This is a genomic window from Caballeronia sp. dw_19 (genome assembly GCF_018449515.1).
In the GTDB taxonomy this organism is placed as follows: domain Bacteria; phylum Pseudomonadota; class Gammaproteobacteria; order Burkholderiales; family Burkholderiaceae; genus Caballeronia.
Map to the genome: position 1 here is coordinate 164657 of NZ_JAAVUQ010000003.1, position 18634 is coordinate 183290.

The window sequence follows — 18634 nt, forward strand, 5'->3', positions numbered from 1 at the left end:
CAGCGCTGCGCATCAGTTTGTCAGCCCAATGGCCCTAGTCTGCGATATGCCCTCTTGAATGCTGACGGCTCAGGTGGGGTGCCAAAAATATTCTTCTGTTCCATAGGTTTCCTGCGTATTCCAATCGATTCCGCTCGTGCGGTTCTACCGCCGGAAGGGGCTTGACGAGCGCTTTCGCGATTCGCATGATGGTCCCGAAAGCGATGCAATGGAGCGAATCGTGCCGGGTGCAAAAGGCTACACACGGGCGCAGTGGGATGAGTTTGTTCATGCCCTTGAGGCATTACCAGCGAAGCCCCGGCATGAACAACGCGTCACGGTCAGCGATGCGATGAAAGAGATTCGGGCGCATATCACTGCCACCCAAGCGAAAGGCTATACGCTCGAGGAAATTGTTCAGGAGGCCGGGCGCAAGGGGCTCGATGTGAGCATCGGCGCAGTCAAGTACGCGCTGTATCGCCCTGAACCTTCTGACGCAGTATCCAGAACGGCCAATCCGAAGGTACCGCGCGAGGCCGACCAATCGTCCCGTCCGAAGCAAGCTGCAAAGCAGAAGGGCAAACGCGTGGACAACGCCCATGACGTCGCACGACAACAAAGGGGAAGGGGTGTCAACCAGTCGGGATCGATGGAGATTCAGGACGCGTTCTCGTTTGAGATCCGACCTGATATCGAAAACCTCTAGGAGGTCGATGATGGATACGGTGCATCCCATTTATCTGGTCGGTGGCAGCAAGGGCGGCGTTGGAAAAAGCATGGTGACGCTTGCCCTTGCGGACTTTTTGCAGCGACAGGGTACTCATGCGGTGCTCCTGGAAACTGATACGTCGAATCCCGATGTCATGAAAGCGCTCAGGGACGAAATCAAGTGCGCCGCCTATGATCTCGACGATGCAGACGGCTGGATTGGATTCGTCAACTTCTGCGATGCGCACCGAGGTGCGGCGGTGATCGTCAATACTGCCGCACGAAATCAGACCGGAGTGACACGGTACGGCGGGACGTTGGCCCGGACGCTGGCTGAACTGGAGCGGCAACTGGTTGTGCTATGGGTAATCAACCGCCAGCGCGACAGCCTTGAATTACTGCATATTTTCGGGCAGACATTTTCGGATACCTTGACGCATGTCGTTCGCAATGGCTACTTCGGTGAGCCGGACAAGTTCACGCTGTATCAGGAATCGCAGCTTCGCAAAGCGATCGAAACGAAAGGTCGGTCGCTCGACTTCCCCGATCTGGCGGATCGGGTCGCGGACGAATTGCGCAGTCAACGCATCTCGATCCGCAAGGCGGCTGAAGTCATGCAGATTGGACAGCGTGCGGAGTTGTTTCGCTGGCGGGAACTGTGCGATGACATGTTCTCGAAAGTGATCAGCATCGAGGGGACCGGCCATGAGCAATAGGCGGTCGAGGTCCGTCGATCCACTCGTACGCCTGTTTCGCGAGGTATCGGGAGACGTTCCTGATGCGGCCAGTCTCGCCCGCATGCATCGGGTATCGAGCGCGCTGAACCTGCGTGACAATGACGCGTTATGGTCGATTATCGCTGTGCTTGAATACTACGCGCGCCTGTATGAAGCCATGCCGGAGCGCATCCGGTGGGCGAGCGAGGGTAGTCTCGAAGCCGCGCGCCGGGAAGTCGGTGGCGCGACCGATGCGCTGATGCAGCAGCATCGGGATGCGCTGGAGCGATGCAAGGCAACGATCCAGTTGGCGGAAAACCTGATACAGGAGCATGAGGCGCGGCACCGTGCAACACTCGCGCAACTCAATGAGACGGCAATGATGGCCTTGATCGAGCGCATGTCAAATCAGGTCGCGCGCACGGCGGGCAACCGGTTGATCGGTGCCGCAGCGGTTTCGGCTCGTGAGCAACGCGAGCGACTGGACGTCGCGATGTCCACGTTCGGGCAGGCGGTTGAGGCAGCGACGGCGCGCGTGGAGGTTATGGCCACACGTATGGAAAAGCGGTTTGTACGCTCGATGCGTCGCCTGTTGCTGGCGGGCGGTGCCGTCCTCTGCCTGCTGCTGGTTTCCGGCGGGCTGGCGGACTGGTGGAGGGAGTGTGATCTGGCGGGTGCGGATTGTCGCACGGTGCAAATGCGGCAGGCAGACGGCAGGCCTTGAAGGGGCTGCCGTCTGTGTTGCCCTGTTAGCAGGGCAAGGTGTTGGGTTTACGTGACGTGCCGGTCAGCTTTTGCGGTGCTTACGCTGGCAGCAGTGGGGAAAGGCCACGGCGGCGGTTCGCTGCGAGTGTCGGGGGACGCGCCTGTATCGTGAGGCGTGTTGTTGACGTATTCACCGCCCTCGTCTGCATCTGGTTCGGCGTCGGCATCACCATCCTCGCCACCCTGCGTCTCGCCTGCGCCGCTCCCGGCATCCGTGTTGTCTGCAGCGTCGTGGATATGCCATGAGGGTGCGGCAGGGATTTGGCGATCGGTGAGGATTTCCGGGACCCATGCGGCTTTCATGAGATGTAGTTCAGCGGCGGCAGCCGCGTCGGACTTCTTCATCTTGCCGAGGTCGGCGGCAATCTTCGGCGACACGGCGCTGGCGACGACCTCTGCGATGCGCGCCTTGCTGATGTGATCGAAATACGAGGCGCGCGTGGGCGTCCAGTACCGAGTCATGTCAAGGGTCAGTGCGCTCGCGAGCGCATTGATGGCGTGAGGCTTTTCGTCGCCCGCAATACCGTCAAGCAGCGCGCCGGTGCAGAAGGCGAGCAGGTCGAGCAGAGTCGTGCCGGGGTCCTGTTCGATCAGCCACGGCAGCAGGTCGGCGCGCCGCGCAGGGAGTTCGCGTCCCCAGCGCTCGCGCTGCGCCTCGATGAGACTCCACGCAGTGCTTGCGTGCAGATCGTCCGCCGCGCCGAGCAGACTGTCGCGGTTGCTCGTGCAGGACAGTTTCAGCGCATGTGGTGCGAAACGCGTCCCATATCCCTCCTGAAAGACTTCCGGAATCAGGTGTTGCAGGATGGCGGCGAGGGCGACGGTCGGCTGCGCGATCAGTTCCACGTGAACAGCGGCGGTACGGTGCGCGGTGAGGCGCTGGCAGAGCTTTGCGCTGTGAACCGGCTTCTCCTTCGCTTCGGGTTCCTCTGTCTTGCCGGATGCGCGTTCAGCGTCCGGCGTGCCGGTCACGGTCGCGCCTACCGCATCCAGTGCCGCGCTGTTCTCGCGGCGCACCAGACCCCTTTCAATGACCAGTTCGCCCTGCGGGCTGACCATCACGAATGCGCCCGCTTCGGCCATCTGCAGCGGGTCCCACGTCAACATGCTGCTTTCAAGTGTGATGAGGGCAGCGTTCACCCTGTCGATTTCGGCTTCGAGGCGTTCGCCTTCCTCGTAGGCGTTCTCGTCGTCCTCCGACAGTGCTTCGAACTTTTCGGCCAGTTCGTCCTGCTGCACGGTGAGTGCATCCAATGCTTGCTGTTCCTCATCGCTAAGGGGGCGTTGCACCGGTTGCAACCTGCCGTAGCGGTTCAGTTCGAACACGTCGCGCTCGACACGCTGTTCGGTCCAGCCCCAACCTTCGGCGCGGACTTCTTCGGCGGCCGCGTCGAGCTTCGCGGCGGCGAGGCGTTGCAGCAGTTCCGCGTCGGCAATGTATCCGGCGTTTTCGTCATCGCTGAAGAGATCACGACGAACGTATCCGCCTGCTGCCTCGTAGGTGTCGAGGCCGACGAAGTGCACGAGACGACTGCGGCTCGCGTCGATCTCGGTGCGCGTGATGGCTTGCCGCAGATAATTGGGCTGGCGCTGCCACTCATTCGCGTCGAACCAGAGCCGTTCCTGCGTCTCGTGATCATCGGTCAGTGCGAGCGCCGACAACTGGTCGAGCGTGATGGCGTCCTCGCGCAGCAGGGCGAGCAGTTTCGGGGAGGCGCTGGCGAGCTTCATACGTCGTCTGATCGTGATCGGCGCGGCCGAGAAAAGAGCGGCGATGTAGTCGATGCTACGGCCTTCCTCGGCCAGCATCCGGTAGGCGCGCAGCACGTCGAACGGGTCGAGCCCTTCGCGTTCGCTGTTTTCGATCAGCGAAATGGCGAGGGCTTCACCTTCGCTGACGATGCGCACGGGGACCGGATAGTCGGCGGTGATGTCTTTCTGTTCGAACAGCAGGTCGAGTGCCGCCTCGCGGCGCTGCCCGGCACAGACTCCGTATTTGCGCTGCATGCCGCGCGAGCCCTTCATCTCGTGGATGACGAGGTTCTGCAGCAGGCCCTTTGCGCGGATACTGACCGCAAGGGCTGGAATACCCGTGAGCGGTTTCGTACGGGCATTGAGCGGCGAGGGATGCAGGCTGGAATAGGGCACGGTCACGACTGGCTGCTCGTTGCCAACAGTGGTTTCGAGTACCGGCGCGGTTTCGGTAGGGTCCGCCGTAATAACGGTCGTTTCGACTTCATGGGCTTGCATGATTGACTCCATAAAATGGAAAATGAAAGTACCGGGTCAGGGTGCTGCGGGATACCGTCAGGGCTTGACCCGGATAGGAGTCCTGATGGTAAGAACCGGAATCCGGGCGGCAATGCGCTGCCGCCCGTGCCGTGCTTACGCCTTTATCTGGCGCATTGCGTCCGCGAGCATCCACAGCGCGCGGTTCAGTTTCACGTTCTGGTCGATACCGGTGACGGGACGGGTGAACATGGCGCGTCCGTTGCGCGAGCGCCCGTGCAGGCCGCCTTTCGTGAGCGATTCCTGTATGCGATTAAAAACGGTCCAGAGATCGTCGCGGCGGTCCTCGAAGCGGCGCGGGGCGAGCAACTGGCTTTCGGTGATCGGGGCGGGCGCTTCCGTGTCAGTCGGGTCATAGCGCAGCGCGAGAGCGGAGCGGGCGAGGGCGTGCTGTTCGTCGCGGGTGAGCGTCACGGCGCGCATGCCGTCCTTCTGTTCGCGGATCAGGTCGAACCCGTCGACCACGTCGAACGCGCCGTTGATGACGTTCTGCACGATATTGCCTTTGTGGGGCACACGCACCTCGCCAATGGTTTCGCCCGCAACCATGCCGTTCTGGCAAACAAATCGGTAGACGCCACCGAGCAGGTGAAAACTGCTGGAGCCGTCGTGCGAATTGAGGAGGATGATTTCGTTGACGTCGTCACCGTTTATCTCACTCGCGGGGCGCATGCGGATCAGATGTTTTGTGAATTCGCGCTTGTCCTGATCGCGCACGCGGGTCTGGCAGACCATGAAGGGCTGGAAGCCTTCGTTGCGCAGGCCACGTAGCATATCGATGGTGGGGATATAGGTGTAGCGCTCCGAGCGGCTTTGATGCTTGCCATCGGCAAAGATGGAGGGGGCGACGCGACGGATCTGGTCATCCGACAGCGGTGAATCGGCGCGGAGCATCGGGGCGTCGTAACGGAAAGAGGAAGCGAGTTGCATGGCAATCTCCACATCGAAAACAAAGGGTTGAACGGTGTTGCGCTGACCGGGCTCCAAGATTCCGCCCGCCGCGTAGGGGTTGGTTTCATCCTGGTCGAAGCCGGGGTTGGCTTTGCTGCCGCCAGTCTCCTGAGTTCGCGCCCGTGCGACTGAAGGAGCCGGCGCCGGGTGGATGTCAAGGAAAGAAGAGAGGGGTTGGTGCGGGACGGAGCGCAGCGCAGGACACGGCCCCGAACGCCTTGACAGACGCACGGAGTTGGCTACGGTCGCGGGTTAGGGCGGGAACGGTGGAGGCTGGTGGTTGCGAAGCGGATCGTGTTCGACCGGAATGAAACGCCGCGCGGCGAGCGCGGAGATGGGGCCGCTTTGTGGCCCCATCTGACTGGGCATTTCGGGGTGCGCCAGGGATTGATGCCCGCAGGGGCGAGACGCGGTACGCGGCTCGATGCCTTGCACGAAAGCCCGGTCCCCGTAGCGCAGCGCAGGGGAGGCGCTCTAAGGGGGCACCGCGGCTGGAACTTAGATCGCAATGCTCTCCGCTACCGAGGCAACTCCGCTTGTTCAGGACCTTTGAACGGACGAATCTTGAACAGGGGAATAGATATACCGATGGTTAGGGAGGGCGGATCACAGCGCCGCGTGATAGACGGTGGGGACAGTTGGATCGGATGATCGAAGCTAAGACGATGACGAGCAACGGCGGATCTCGCCGTGTGTGTCTTTGCGCAAGGAATCGTTAATCGGCGATAAGTCAATCATCGCGTACACCTGTCGATGAAATATGCATCTCTGCCTTGGGTATCATCGCCCTCTGCATGCGCCGTAGTCCCTGAGGCCTTTTTCTTACGAATCTCGATGTGAAAAACCGTTAGGAGCTAGAAACACAGCGGACGATTTATTCCAGCTGTCCGGCCTGCAGCAAATCGATGGCGATGCATAACAACAGGCTGGAAGCAGATGTATTATGCAAGGCCGCATCCAGCGTGAGAGATCACGATTTTTGTGCGATACATCAGGTTCATAGTTGTTCGGCCCACGCACAGATATATAATTCTCCGGGTTTCGGTTGGGTCGAGACATCATTGCTCCGGACACCCTTCAAGTTTTCCGATCATGGTGCCGATAACAGGGATACCGTAGGTATCGACTATCTTGCGGGTAGGTTTATCCGTCGGTGACTGAGAGCGCCCGGCGGTTCAAGCGGTAAGATGACAAATTAGAAGAATGGCTATGACATTAAGACCGAATCTGAAGCCGTTTCCCTTCACGGAAAACTCCGGTGGAGCGGTTGCCAGCAGCCAGAAAATGCGAACACAAGCAATGGCTCGGGGGGCAAATAGGTGATTACCATTGACGAATTTTTGCATGCTGTCCGGTCAGTTTTGTCCCGGCAATTAAACGATCCTCAACTCGAATGCGTCCGCCACCCTCAAATGCCTGCGCTGATGATCGTTGCAGGGCCGGGTTCCGGTAAAACCACTGTACTGGTTCTTCGGGCATTGCGGCACGTGCTGGTGGATGGAATGTCTCCGGACTCAGTAGTTATCACGACTTTCACACGCAAAGCGGCTGCTGAGTTGTCCAGCCGGCTGATCGGTTGGGGTCTCAAACTCGTCAGTCACTTCCACGAAGCTGCTACGCTTTCCGGGAACGCGGAGCAAGAGAGTTGGCTTGCCGGTCTGGACATCAACGCCATCCAGGCCGGTACGCTCGACAGCTTTTGCCAGTTATGGTTGGGCAATACCCGGCAAGTCGGATCGCCGACACCGGTTATGCTGGAAGAGTTCGCTGCTAACTTTGTGTATCGCAGGAAAGTGTTCGCTCCTATCTACCGGGCGGGCCATCAAGCGACGCTGGACCCGTATCTGGCGCAATACAACTTCGAGCAGCAAACTCCTCGAAACCAGGCGCAGGCGGGGGATTTATCGATTTCAGTCAACAATCGGTTGATTCAGGATCTGGTGAATATTGGGGCTTACAGTTCAAGCACGACGGCGCAGCAAACTCAAGCCAGTTTGCTTGCCAGCTATCGGCAGCATCTCCAAAGCCAGCAAATGTTCGACTTCTCGCTATGTGCTGAGCGCATTCTTGCGGGGTTGACGGCCGGTACCTTATATCCAGAGTTAACGCCGATTCGCGCGCTCCTCGTGGACGAGTACCAGGATACTAATCCGCTGCAGGAAGCGATTTATTACGAACTTGTCCGGCAGTCGGCGTGCGCTTTCTCAGTTGTCGGTGATGACGACCAGGCGCTGTACAGGTTTCGGGGCGCTACAGTCGAACTTTTTACCAATTTCCAATCTAGATATTCAACTGCGATCCCTGGTTCAACCAGCCATCTTGTCTACCTGATTACTAATCACCGTTCAACCCCCGAAATTGTTCAACTGTTCAATGAATTCGCCCAGCATGACGCGCGCTTCGCAGCGGCGCGCGTGGTGGGCAAGCCGGCCATTGCACCGTTTAACCCGAGTCGCGGAATTCCGGTACTTGGGATGTTTCGGGACTCGATGACGGACTTGGCGACTGACCTGTCTCAACTGCTACTGGACGTGTTTCAAGGAGCGGGAAGGCCAATCCCAAACACTGATGTTACCTTGCGGGCAAGCGCAGAGGGCGGAGCGATTGGGGACGCTGTTTTCCTCGCATCGAGCGTGCGCGAGTATAAGGACGATAATCAAGGGGGGCTTGTCGAACGTTTGCCCGCTCAGCTTCGTCGGCATCTTGAAGGGGCGGGTCTCGGTGTGTTTAACCCCCGTGGGCAGGACCTTCGCGATATTGAAAACGTCCAGCGACTTTTAGGGTTGGTGCTGCTGTGCCTCGATCCTTCCGATTGCATAGAAGCAGGGATGTATCTTCAGCGTGACACGCAGCGATATGTTCCTCAATGGAGAACAGCCGCACAAGCCTTTATCGCATCGAATCCGGCGCCCAGTAAAGCGGGCAACTCTCTGGCGAGCTACGTCAACGGATGGCGTATACGCAAAGCAAGCACCGGCACCTGGCCTGATGAGATCCCTCTGCTGGATCTTCTGTACAAACTGATCGTTTGGTTTCCAGAGTTTCAGAGAGATCCAGAGCATCTGGTCTACCTCGAAGCCATCATGCGATGCGTTGTGCAAGGCGCTCACTATTCTGCCTACGGATTTGCGGTCCTTGATGTTGCACCGCATGACCAACGTAGTCGCTCCGTTGTGGTGGCAGATTTGCTGTCTCCTATCGCAGAGAAGCTGATCGAGATTGACGAGGATTTGCTATTTGCTGTACCGCGAAACCGGCTCAGCATCATGACGATCCACCAATCGAAAGGTTTGGAATACCCACTCGTCATTGTGGATGTCGGCTCTGAATTCAAGACTAACCACGCGAAACAAGCGTTTCGCCGGTTTCCGCGAGATCCTTCCAACACCGTTTTGATGGAGTCGGCCCTTGCGCCATACACTGCCGTCGGCGCTGTTCGGACGGTGCGTAGTGACCTCGATCGGACGTTTGATGATCTGATGCGCCTCTACTACGTGGCTTATAGCCGTGCTCAAGTCGCTCTGTTGCTTGTTGGTCTGACCAAGAGCATTGAGTATCGGACGACAGTGCAAAACATTGCTACGTTCTGGACGCGGGACGGTTCATGGGCGTGGAGAAGTAACAATCCCCCGCTAAAAAGCGGTACGCCGACTCGGCCAGAACGCATGCCGCTAACCCTGCTTTAGGGAAATCTTATGACACTTGATGCTCGTCACGAGCCGACGACTATCCCAAGCTACAGCTTGACAGGTGACCTGCTGTCGTTTCTGCGTTGTGGGCTTCAGTACCGCTATCAAAACGGTAGTGCGTTGCCGCCCGCGCGGCCGGTTCAATTGTGGTTCGGCGAGTTTATTCACGGCGTAATGGAAATGGCGTACACGCTGTGGAAACAGCGCGGCATCCCCCTTCCCTGGCCCTCGACCGAAATCGAATGGACCGACCGCGAGGCTGGCAAAGGGCTTCCGGAGCACGACATCGGCGAGATTGGGCGTCGTGTCGAAGCAGTGCTTGCCATTCAAGGGAAGATTCCACGAAACGGAGATGCACGAAGAACTGCGTATGCACGCGCCACCGAAGCTATTAACCTTATTGGCCCTCATCTGTTTCCGCTTGTTGTATTCGCGGAAGAACCACTGGCAGGTTCTCGGCCGCTGCCTGGCGGAGGGACCGTAGCGGGTCTTCGCGCAGAACGGTACGGCGTAACGGGCGTGGCCGACGTCCTTACAAATATCAGCCTAAGCCAAGTGCCGGCAGACAATCTGATACGAGCAGCGATCGAGAAGGCATTGATTAGCCAAGGCATCACTTTGCCGCCGGAATTTGAGGTGATCGTGGACTATAAGGGCGCGGCGCGCCCGGATGTCGGATTCGAGCAAAAGCACTATTGGCAGCAGCATGACTGGCAAATTCAGATGTACGCGTGGTTACGCGCTCGCAAAGTCGAGGCCAAGCCGGTCATCGCAGGAATCGTGCTTTACGTGAACGAGTTAATGCCTAGCACGACCGATGTAATCGGGCTACGAGGGCAGGTCAAGGCTGGGCGTACTGATGTCTTACCCGTTCGAGGGAGCGAGGACTATTACGTTCTTACAACGGCGCGATCGGGTTCGGGTGCTGGCCATGAGTTAAGCGAGTCGTTCCGGATCCAGCGGGCATTGAGAGTTATCCCGGTCACACCAGCCAGTATTCAGGCAGCCGGGCAGGCATTTGACAGCGTTGTCGTCGATATCGAGCAGCGTATTTCGCAGGAAATTGCACTGGGGGATATATCGCAAGCTTGGCATCCATCCTGCGAAGACGCTGATACATGCGTTGCGTGTGATTCGAGATACTTCTGCGCTCGTCCACATGGAAAGAATGCATCGTATGTAATCGAACCCCCGCCGGTGCCGTGATTCACGGACTGCTTCGCGACCATTGCCTATCTGCGAAAAGAGCGGGATTTTATTTCACGCTGATGTAATCATGCGCTTCATTTGTTAGTCATCGACGATCCACGACGGCAATTCTGCCATCAATCGAACTGGATACAGGGCGAGTTCGTCCTGTAATAGGCAAGACGCGAAACCGCGATTAGCTAAAAGTGTGTCGCTGAAGCACAAAACACCATCGTGTCACCGCGATGTCGCGATTGCGTTTTGGACCCAGGCATCGCTTTTCTCTGGTTCTTCATCTGCCAGCATACAAACGCAAGGCAGTCGCCCCTGGGCGCCCAGGCTGACCCTTCCGTCCCCTTTTTCTTCTACTCGGCCCTGCTTGCTCTTGGCATGGACTTGCGTCGCCAATTTGGGGACCACCGATTGGCGGAAGGCTCAAACTGCGTCAGCGCGATTGGGCCGACGCTGCCATAGTTGTTGTGGTACGTGACAACAACACCTTCTTGATCGATAATTGCAGTTATTCAAACGTGCAGTTTTTCAGCCGATGCAGTTAATTGCTCTTGTAAATTGCAGTGCCAAAAAAACTGCGCCTGTCGACGCCGGACTCAGGGCGTCCTCGCTGTCGAGATCTTCGCTTTGGGAGATCTCGGCTGAGTGGCACGCACGCGTCGAGCGCGCCGGAGTTCACGTCCGCGCAGACAAGCTTTATAGCGGTCGAGGATTCGAAATCGCGAAGAGGGCAGCTCAGACGGCGGGCGAGCATTTCTACGTGCTGTCTGCGGGAATGGGGCTTGTGAGGAATGACATACCGATTCCTTCCTACAGCCTGTCAGTCAGCCGTGGCGGCCAAGATAGCATTCTGGGTCAAGCGACTGGTCGTTCTCGATTTGGCGCGCACGATTGGTGGCACGCTGTCCACGCGACGCAAGGAAGGATAAAACCCATCGGTGCGTTGCTACGGCGTCGGCCTGACGCGTTGATTATCATCGCAGCGACGGGGCCGTATCTCGAGATGATCGGCGATGAACTCGCTGATTTGCCAGATCGGCTATGTGCCCGAGTTCGGATCGTTGGGGTTAAAAACGCCACCTTGACGAGTACTCGATTACGGCCTCTGGTCATGCCTTACGACGCGCGACTAAACGACCCGAGCCTTGTGCTGAGAGGCACGGAGTTCGATTATCCGGCGAGAGCGCTCACGCATTTCGTTCATTTGCTGCGTCGGGACAAGGGAATCCAAACAGTCGAGGATCATGCCCGACGGGTTCGCTTGTCGCTAGCACATCTTTTTGCGCCACAGCGAGTCGTGCGGCAACGTATTGACGACAATTTTCTTTGTTGCGCGATCGATACTTTCAAGCGTGACGGAGTATCAAAGAGTCGCGCACTAGACACACTTCGAAATGTAATGGGGCTTGCCTGTGAGCAGCATCGATTCTCGGACGCCTGGAAAAATGAATGAAGTCAGCTAAGTTATCCGAAATAATAATCGCGCCTGCGATCAAAACGCAGCAGGGAGAAACGACGGTCTATCTGATGTTTCTTCCGGGCGGTGACGTCCGGCGCATCGCCGATATTCGCAGAATAAAGCGTGGAGAAGATCACGACCTTGAAGGCTTCCAGCGCAAGGAGATACGTGATCACGTCAACGAGATTGCGCAATATATTGATAACGGTGGAACGCTGTTTCCCAACGCAATTATCTTGGCGCTCGAACCGAACATGAAATTTGACTCCTCGCGCGGCGGCAAGGCTACCGTCACAGTCGAGGATGTCACCCTCGGACGTCTGCACATTCCGGTTCGCGAAGAAGGTCAGCGATCAGCCTGGATTGTGGACGGTCAGCAGAGGTCGTTGGCTCTGTCCAAGTCTTCGAATAGCAACCTGGTCGTACCTGTCGTTGCCTTTGAGACAGATTCAATCCATGTTCAGCGCGAGCAATTCATTCTGGTGAATCGGGCCAAGCCCCTGCCTCAAAGACTCATTGACGAACTGTTGCCTGAGACCCAAGGCATTTCGTTGCCGCGAGACCTCACTATGCGGCAATTGCCCAGCCAGCTTTGCAATGCTTTAAACACGCATGAAAAATCCCCACTGCAAGGGATGATACGACGAGCATCTCAGGTTTCCGACCCTGAACGCTTGGTATCGGATACAGCTATTCTCGACATGATTAAACGGAGCCTGAGCAATCCTAATGGTGCGCTTGCAGACTTCAAGGCATTGGGAGATCAAACTGGTGATGCAAGTTCGATGTTGCAAACGTTGATCGATTTCTGGTCCGCGGTCAAAGACGTGTTCCCTGATGCGTGGGGTAGATCCCCTTCTGAAAGCCGTCTCATGCACTCCGCGGGTATCGCAGCGTTGGGTGATCTGATGGATCGTATTGCTGCGCGCGCCACGAGCCGAAAAGGACAACGCGCATTCTTCGTGAAAGAACTCAACCGTATCGCGGGCGACTGCGCATGGACCGAGGGACGTTGGCAGTCAGCGGATCGTGGGTGGGACGAAATTCAGAACACACCACAAGACATCAAAATGCTCTCACAGGTGCTTGTACAACTTTACGCTCAGCGAATCATACGATGAAGTTCATATTCGCTGACTCACTCGACATGATCGATCCCAACTTCGATTTTGAAGCAGATCGGATGGGAAACGACAGAGAAATGTACTGGGGCGACGTGTATCCCCATGAATTTTTTAAAACAGCGCCCTACCAAGGAATTCTCGTGTCCCGGGGCATAGTTGGCGACGACCTTTTCCCTGGCAAGTATCCCGAGGATCTGATGATGCGGTTCCGACGGATCGGCGCCAAGTCGTTTCTCCGTCTGCAGGACAAGCGCTTTGCAAAAATGGAGATTTTTGGGGATTGCGGCGCGTTTTCTTACGTGGACAGGGAGGTCCCACCCTACACGCCGGAGATGATGCTGGATTTCTATACAGATGGCGGTTTTACACACGGTTGCTCGGTCGACCATATCATCTTTGATTTCGATCCGAATCTCAAAGATATGGGCGGCGGGACGCCTGCAGCGCGACGACGCTTCGATATCACGCTTGAAAACGCTTCGGCCTTTCTAAAGGCGTCTAAGTCCATGGGGCGAGGATTCACCCCAATGGGTGTCATTCAGGGATGGTCACCGGACAGCATGGCGAATGCTGGCCAACGCTTGGAGAAGATGGGCTACACGTATCTTGCCATAGGCGGCATGGTGCCATTGTCTGCTGATCAGGTGCACCTTTGCCTACAGGCGATTCGGCGAAAGGTATCAAGTAAGGTGCGACTGCACATACTAGGTTTCGCAAAGGCGGAACAGATCCAGGACTTCACTGATTATGGCATTGCAAGTTTTGACAGTACGTCGCCTTTGACCCGGGCCTTCAAGGACGCTAAAGCCAATTATTACCTTCCTAACAGTAAGGGTGGCCTCGACTATTACACTGCAATCCGGATCCCACAGGCAACAGAGAACGCACGCTTAAAACGCAAGGCGCGAGAGTCTGGTACGGATCAGGAGCAACTTATCAAACTCGAACAGCGCGCGTTGGAAGATCTGCGCGCTTTCGACAAGGGCAGGGCTTCAGTCAATCGCACGGTTGAGTCAGTCATTGAATACAACCGCGAGTTTCTTTGGGATCCTAAGAAGAGCACGGCGGCTAACGAAATCGTCGTCGACAAAACAGAAGCCGCAATGCGCCGCACGCTCGAGGAAAGTCCATGGAAGCGCTGCGGGTGCAGGGTGTGTCAAGAAGCGGGCATTGAAGCCGTGATCTTTCGTGGCAGTAATCGAAACAAACGGCGTGGATTCCATAACCTAGCTGTCTATTACCAACATTTCAAACGAGCTGTTCGATGACATCAAAGCTGTTTAAAGTTCGAGCTATTGGCGCTAAGCAGGCGGCAGGAGCGCGCGTGTTTGCGTTCGCAGCCACCGCTGCGGATGTGCTTGCCACCTGCGAGATCAGTCGTGCTGGTCGTGGTAAGGACGGCAAGCTTTTCGGTTTCCAACGCCCTCAGATCGCAGGGCATATCCAAGAGATTCGAGACTACCTCCAAAAAGAGGAAGCGGTGCTTCCAAATGCGATTGTTGTAGGGTTTTTGGGGGGTACCCGGGTAAAGGATCTCGGTGATGGAGTTTATCAACTCACCATTTCAATATCTGAAGGGAAACCCGGCTTTGTGGTCGACGGGCAGCAGCGCCTAACGGCGTTATCCCAGGCTAAGCGCGATGATTTCGAAGTCTTTGTTTCATGCGTTATCTGTGATAGCGACGAAGAACTACGACGCCAATTTATCCTCATAAACAACACTCGACCGCTCCCGAAGTCGCTTATCTACGAATTGTTGCCAGAAGTGACGGCGTTACCCAAACGCCTTACTTCGCGCGCCTTCGCCGCGAAGTTGGCCGAGATGCTGAACTATCGGTCGGAGTCCTCGCTGAGCGGCCTGATCAGCATGCACACAAATCCTGGTGGGGCCATTAAAGATACGTCCCTGCAAAAGGTCATCATGAATTCGGCGGACAGTGGGGCACTACGTGATCACTCAGTGCCTGCAACCCGAATGGATTTCGCATTTGAGTTGTTGAGCAATTTTTATGGGGCCGTTGCAGAGGTGTTTCCTGATGCGTGGCACGAACAGACGCCTCGGACCTCACGATTAATTCACGGTGCCGGGATTGTGTCCATGGGATATGTTATGGAGACACTCTATAGCCGAACCGGAAGCATCAAGGTCAACGATTTTAAACGGGGCCTCGAGCCTTTAGCGCAACACACCGCTTGGACTTCAGGCGCATGGACGTTTGCGGACGGTTCGGTCTCGAAATGGGATGAAGTCGAGAACACCCCTAGGCAAATTCAACGCCTCGCACTGCATCTTGTTGGTTTGGTTAAGCGCGCAGAACTTGTCAAGGCACGAAAGCCACGGAGGATTGAAGCATGAATGGGAAAAAGGCACTTGTGCTTTTCTCGGGTGGGCAGGATTCGACAACTTGCCTGGCGTGGGCATTGGAACGGTTCACACGCGTTGAAACAGTGGGGTTTGACTATGGCCAACGCCATCGTGTCGAACTCGCGTGCCGTCAAGTGCTGCGAGAGCGCATTAAGACGCAGTTCCCCGCATGGTCTGATCGTCTCGGGGATGATCATTTGCTGAACCTGGATGTACTCGCCACTATCAGTGACACCGCCCTTACCAGCGACGCCGAGATAGCATTTCAGGAAGATGGGCTCCCGAACACATTTGTACCAGGCAGAAACCTGCTTTTTTTCACGCTCTCTGCAGCGCTGGCGTATCGCCGTAGCATCGACGTGATAGTGGGGGGGATGTGCGAAACGGACTACTCTGGCTATCCTGATTGCCGGGACAACACCATCAAGGCGACGCAGGTTGCGCTAAGCCTCGGTATCGATCGCCGTCTCGTGATCGAAACGCCGCTGATGTGGCTAGACAAGGCCGCGACATGGGACCTTGCATATCAACTTGGCGGCGCGCATCTAATCGATCTCATTCGATCAGAGACTCACACGTGTTATCTGGGAGAACGTGGCGTGTTCCACGCGTGGGGATACGGATGTGCTGCTTGTCCGGCTTGTGATTTGCGCGCGCGTGGTTACGAGACGTGGCGGCAAGGGCCGTTGGGACAAATATCCTTGCCGTGAGTGACAGACGTATAGATATTTTTACGGTTGATCTTATATGGCGTTTAGCGCGGAGATGAATAGGAGATGAAATTTGAACTAACGCAAGAGTTCTATTTCGAGTCGGCTCATACCCTCAATCGAGAGGTCGATACTGACGCCAGTCGCCGCATCCATGGTCATACCTACCATGCAGAGGTCAGTGTCTCGGGGATGCCGGACCCGACGACGGGTATGCTGATCGATTTAGCCAAACTTCAACTGCTTATAGGTGACGTGCGAGACCAGTTGGATCACCGTCTCTTGGATGACGTGGCAGGGCTCGAAGTGCCGACGCTCGAAAGACTTTGCGAATATATTGCTAGATCGCTTACCCCGGCGCTCCCAATGCTGACAAAGATCTCTATTTCGCGACGTGCATCCGGTGACAAATGTACGTTGTATATTGACTAGCTCCGGCCGATCGAACGAAAGTTCTTCCAACTGACGTGGCTGGCACGCAAGCTTTGAGGTAGATGGTTTTTCGGACATTATTTACTTTCTGCCCCCACTACAACACGCGACGCCCAACAGAGTCGTCGAATCCAATAATAGGATCATACGTGGCGACAGTTTCGAATATTGCTCGTTGGATTCCGGAGACCGACGGCGAGCGCTTGTTTCTTGCGGTCTACCAGTACGTGGCTCCAAGTGTGCCTGCGCTCTTTGCAGATCAGAGTTGGCTGGTTTCGTCAGCTGGACTGACTGAGCTTTGCCGGTTGATCGCATCGATGGAACTCACCTACCGTAGCTTGAATGTTAGCGTGGAACTGTATGAAGCCAACGAGCGTGCTTCAGTCAACGCGTTGATGCACCGATTGAGATTGATTGTGGGTTTGCATCAACGCCTCGATATCACAACGCAGATTGCGCAATCCGCTCGACTGGCTGCGTTGGCTTATATCAATCGCAAGCTTACCGTTGCGTCAATCACTGAGGTTCACCGAAACGCTGTGAAGACGTGCTGTTGGTGTGGCATTCCAACATCCCGAAAGAAGGGTACGCCGTCTCATTTTAAAGCGACGGTTGAACACCTGTGGCCCGAATTTCTAGGAGGCGACTCAAGCCCGGAGAATCTAGCGATTGCATGCGGAGATTGCAATAGCACGAGGCAACACGCTTTTAATTGGGCGTGGTTTCCAACTCAAGCGATCAACGAAAAACTTGACGTGAACGGAGCCCTTCCCCGGGAGATACTACTCTCAATTGCTCTGCACCGACTTATGAAGGTAGCAAGTGGTCAGACGCCGCTTTCATCTTCTCGGATATCCTTGAAAGATGCTATTGGTCTCTTAAAGGGTGCGATTCCCAAGCTGACCCTTCAGCCAAAAACTCGATATACTTTCTTTGAAATACTAAATAATGCAATGGAGTAGATCCGTATGGTTTCGAGAAAAAAACCTGTAGCAAAGAAAACGGCTGCGATGAAATCCGCAGCACAAAATCGCCAATATTTGGCGCTTGAAAACGTTCAACGCACTGATTCCGACAATCTCCGATTCTACCTTTTTCATGCGCCGGCTTCGGAGATTTATCAGTGGGCTTATATCGATCGGATGTCCCCTGAAAAGCCAAAAGCTATTCAGAGACGACTAAATCGAACGAAAGTGCTGAGAATCAAGGAATTCCTTGAGTATACAGGTAACACTATCGCGACTTCAATCGTCATCATATTCAATGACGATGCGGTCAATTTTGAAGAATATGAGCTTGATGGTCAAACGGGAGGCTTCGGCAAGTTATCGGTTACGTGGAAACCGAACGAGGCTGCCGGAATTATTGTGGATGGTCAACATCGAGTCATTGGCTCTCACGAATTTGAGGATGACATTAGTCTGAATGTCGTTGGCATTATGGGAGCAGATGATACAGAAGGCGCATTTCAATTCTTGGTAATTAATAACAATAGTTCGAAAGTGAGCTCAAGCCAGGTAAAAGCGCTCTTCACTTCCTATAAGGAAGACGATTTACTTTCGCGCATGCTGGACAGCGGTAGCACGAATGTAGATGAAGATAAAATTACAGCGCTAGACTACTTTGATGGCGGGGCGGATAGTCCATTTAAAGGTGAGCTAAAGTGGGCGAAAAATCAAAGCGGGTTCATAGTTGCCAACGCCCTGGAAGCCGGATTAAGCGAAGTAGCAAATCGAAACTCGCTGCTTGCGGTGGTTGATCAGGAACTTGACACGTTTGCGGCAATTTGGAATGTTATCAAAAAAGATTGGGCGGATCTTTGGAATCCCGGTTCTCATTTGCTTGAGAAGGCCAGCGTGCAGGCTGTGACAGCTTACATTTGTGACTCGCTTGAGAAACTGTTAATTTTCGCAGATGGAGATGTTGATTATTCGGATCCAGACGTGTTAGCAAAACATGTTCGTCAAGTTTTAAAAAAAATGGAACCGAATTTCTTTGACGTTCAATGGGCGATGACGGGTCTCGACACCCGGGCCGGGCAAGAGTTATTGTTGTCGGATTTAAAAAAGATGGCAAGCAATATGAAGGCAAACCGACCTTGGCATATCTCGCTTGAAACAGTAAATATCGGGGCCATTTCTGGTGAACAAACGAAAAAAGCCGCTCGACCAACGAAGATAAAGAAGTCTCAGGTGTAACGGTCGCCTCTTTATTTTTTGTACATAATTTCTGCGACAAGCGTTGTTT

The 18634-nt window shown here is 55.5% G+C and carries 15 protein-coding genes; 13 read left to right on the forward strand and 2 right to left on the reverse strand.

Going from position 1 to position 18634, the window contains the following annotated elements; translation table 11 throughout:
* The first annotated feature begins 136 nt into the window (after positions 1-136).
* Genes HB376_RS05520 through HB376_RS05530 form a run of 3 tightly spaced genes read left to right on the forward strand, consistent with a single transcriptional unit; the run spans position 137 to position 2127 of the window.
* The gene (locus tag HB376_RS05520) at positions 137-685 is read left to right on the forward strand and encodes a hypothetical protein (protein ID WP_346730445.1); all 549 of its coding nucleotides are present in this window, start codon (positions 137-139) and stop codon (positions 683-685) included.
* A 10-nt stretch (positions 686-695) separates the two neighbouring features.
* Positions 696-1403 carry a P-loop NTPase gene (locus HB376_RS05525; RefSeq protein WP_213762641.1) on the forward strand — a complete coding sequence of 236 codons (708 nt, stop codon included), beginning with the start codon at positions 696-698 and terminating at the stop codon, positions 1401-1403.
* The gene (locus HB376_RS05530) at positions 1393-2127 is read left to right on the forward strand and encodes a hypothetical protein (RefSeq protein WP_213762431.1); all 735 of its coding nucleotides are present in this window, start codon (positions 1393-1395) and stop codon (positions 2125-2127) included. Before HB376_RS05525 ends, HB376_RS05530 begins: the two co-directional genes overlap by 11 nt.
* Positions 2128-2174: 47 nt before the next feature.
* On the opposite strand, the gene HB376_RS05535 is transcribed toward HB376_RS05530, so the two are convergent.
* Together HB376_RS05535 and HB376_RS05540 are read right to left on the reverse strand one after the other, a co-directional pair.
* Positions 2175-4418, reverse strand: a complete 2244-nt coding sequence (locus HB376_RS05535) for a ParB/RepB/Spo0J family partition protein (RefSeq protein WP_213762432.1) — start codon at positions 4416-4418, stop codon at positions 2175-2177.
* A gap of 135 nt (positions 4419-4553) precedes the next feature.
* Positions 4554-5387 (reverse strand): DUF932 domain-containing protein, encoded by an 834-nt coding sequence (locus HB376_RS05540; protein WP_213762433.1) that lies wholly within the window; start codon positions 5385-5387, stop codon positions 4554-4556.
* A 1340-nt stretch (positions 5388-6727) separates the two neighbouring features.
* Here HB376_RS05540 and HB376_RS05545 point away from each other — a divergent pair.
* The 10 genes from HB376_RS05545 to HB376_RS05590 all read left to right on the forward strand — a co-directional run bounded on the left by HB376_RS05545 (position 6728) and on the right by HB376_RS05590 (position 18585).
* Complete coding sequence (locus HB376_RS05545) at positions 6728-9094, forward strand: DEAD/DEAH box helicase (RefSeq protein ID WP_213762434.1); 2367 nt, start codon at positions 6728-6730, stop codon at positions 9092-9094.
* A gap of 9 nt (positions 9095-9103) precedes the next feature.
* Positions 9104-10303, forward strand: coding sequence for a hypothetical protein (locus HB376_RS05550; protein ID WP_213762435.1), 1200 nt, complete (start codon positions 9104-9106; stop codon positions 10301-10303).
* Between the two features lie 496 nt (positions 10304-10799).
* Positions 10800-11750 (forward strand): hypothetical protein, encoded by a 951-nt coding sequence (locus HB376_RS05555; RefSeq protein WP_213762436.1) that lies wholly within the window; start codon positions 10800-10802, stop codon positions 11748-11750.
* Positions 11747-12877, forward strand: coding sequence for a DGQHR domain-containing protein DpdB (dbpB, locus tag HB376_RS05560; RefSeq protein ID WP_213762437.1), 1131 nt, complete (start codon positions 11747-11749; stop codon positions 12875-12877). The genes HB376_RS05555 and dbpB (HB376_RS05560) overlap by 4 nt, the downstream gene beginning before the upstream one ends.
* Positions 12874-14148, forward strand: coding sequence for a tRNA-guanine transglycosylase DpdA (dpdA, locus tag HB376_RS05565; RefSeq protein WP_213762438.1), 1275 nt, complete (start codon positions 12874-12876; stop codon positions 14146-14148). Before dbpB (HB376_RS05560) ends, dpdA begins: the two co-directional genes overlap by 4 nt.
* A complete protein-coding gene (dbpB, locus tag HB376_RS05570) occupies positions 14145-15236 on the forward strand; it encodes a DGQHR domain-containing protein DpdB (RefSeq protein WP_213762439.1) in 1092 nt (363 codons plus the stop codon). The genes dpdA and dbpB (HB376_RS05570) overlap by 4 nt, the downstream gene beginning before the upstream one ends.
* Complete coding sequence (gene queC, locus HB376_RS05575; protein ID WP_213762440.1) at positions 15233-15955, forward strand: 7-cyano-7-deazaguanine synthase QueC; 723 nt, start codon at positions 15233-15235, stop codon at positions 15953-15955. Before dbpB (HB376_RS05570) ends, queC begins: the two co-directional genes overlap by 4 nt.
* A gap of 66 nt (positions 15956-16021) precedes the next feature.
* Positions 16022-16387, forward strand: a complete 366-nt coding sequence (locus tag HB376_RS05580) for a 6-carboxytetrahydropterin synthase (protein ID WP_213762441.1) — start codon at positions 16022-16024, stop codon at positions 16385-16387.
* Between the two features lie 149 nt (positions 16388-16536).
* Positions 16537-17349: an HNH endonuclease gene (locus HB376_RS05585; protein ID WP_213762442.1), complete on the forward strand. Its 813-nt coding sequence runs from the start codon at positions 16537-16539 to the stop codon at positions 17347-17349.
* Between the two features lie 6 nt (positions 17350-17355).
* A complete protein-coding gene (locus tag HB376_RS05590) occupies positions 17356-18585 on the forward strand; it encodes a DGQHR domain-containing protein (protein ID WP_213762443.1) in 1230 nt (409 codons plus the stop codon).
* Positions 18586-18634 lie beyond the last annotated feature (49 nt).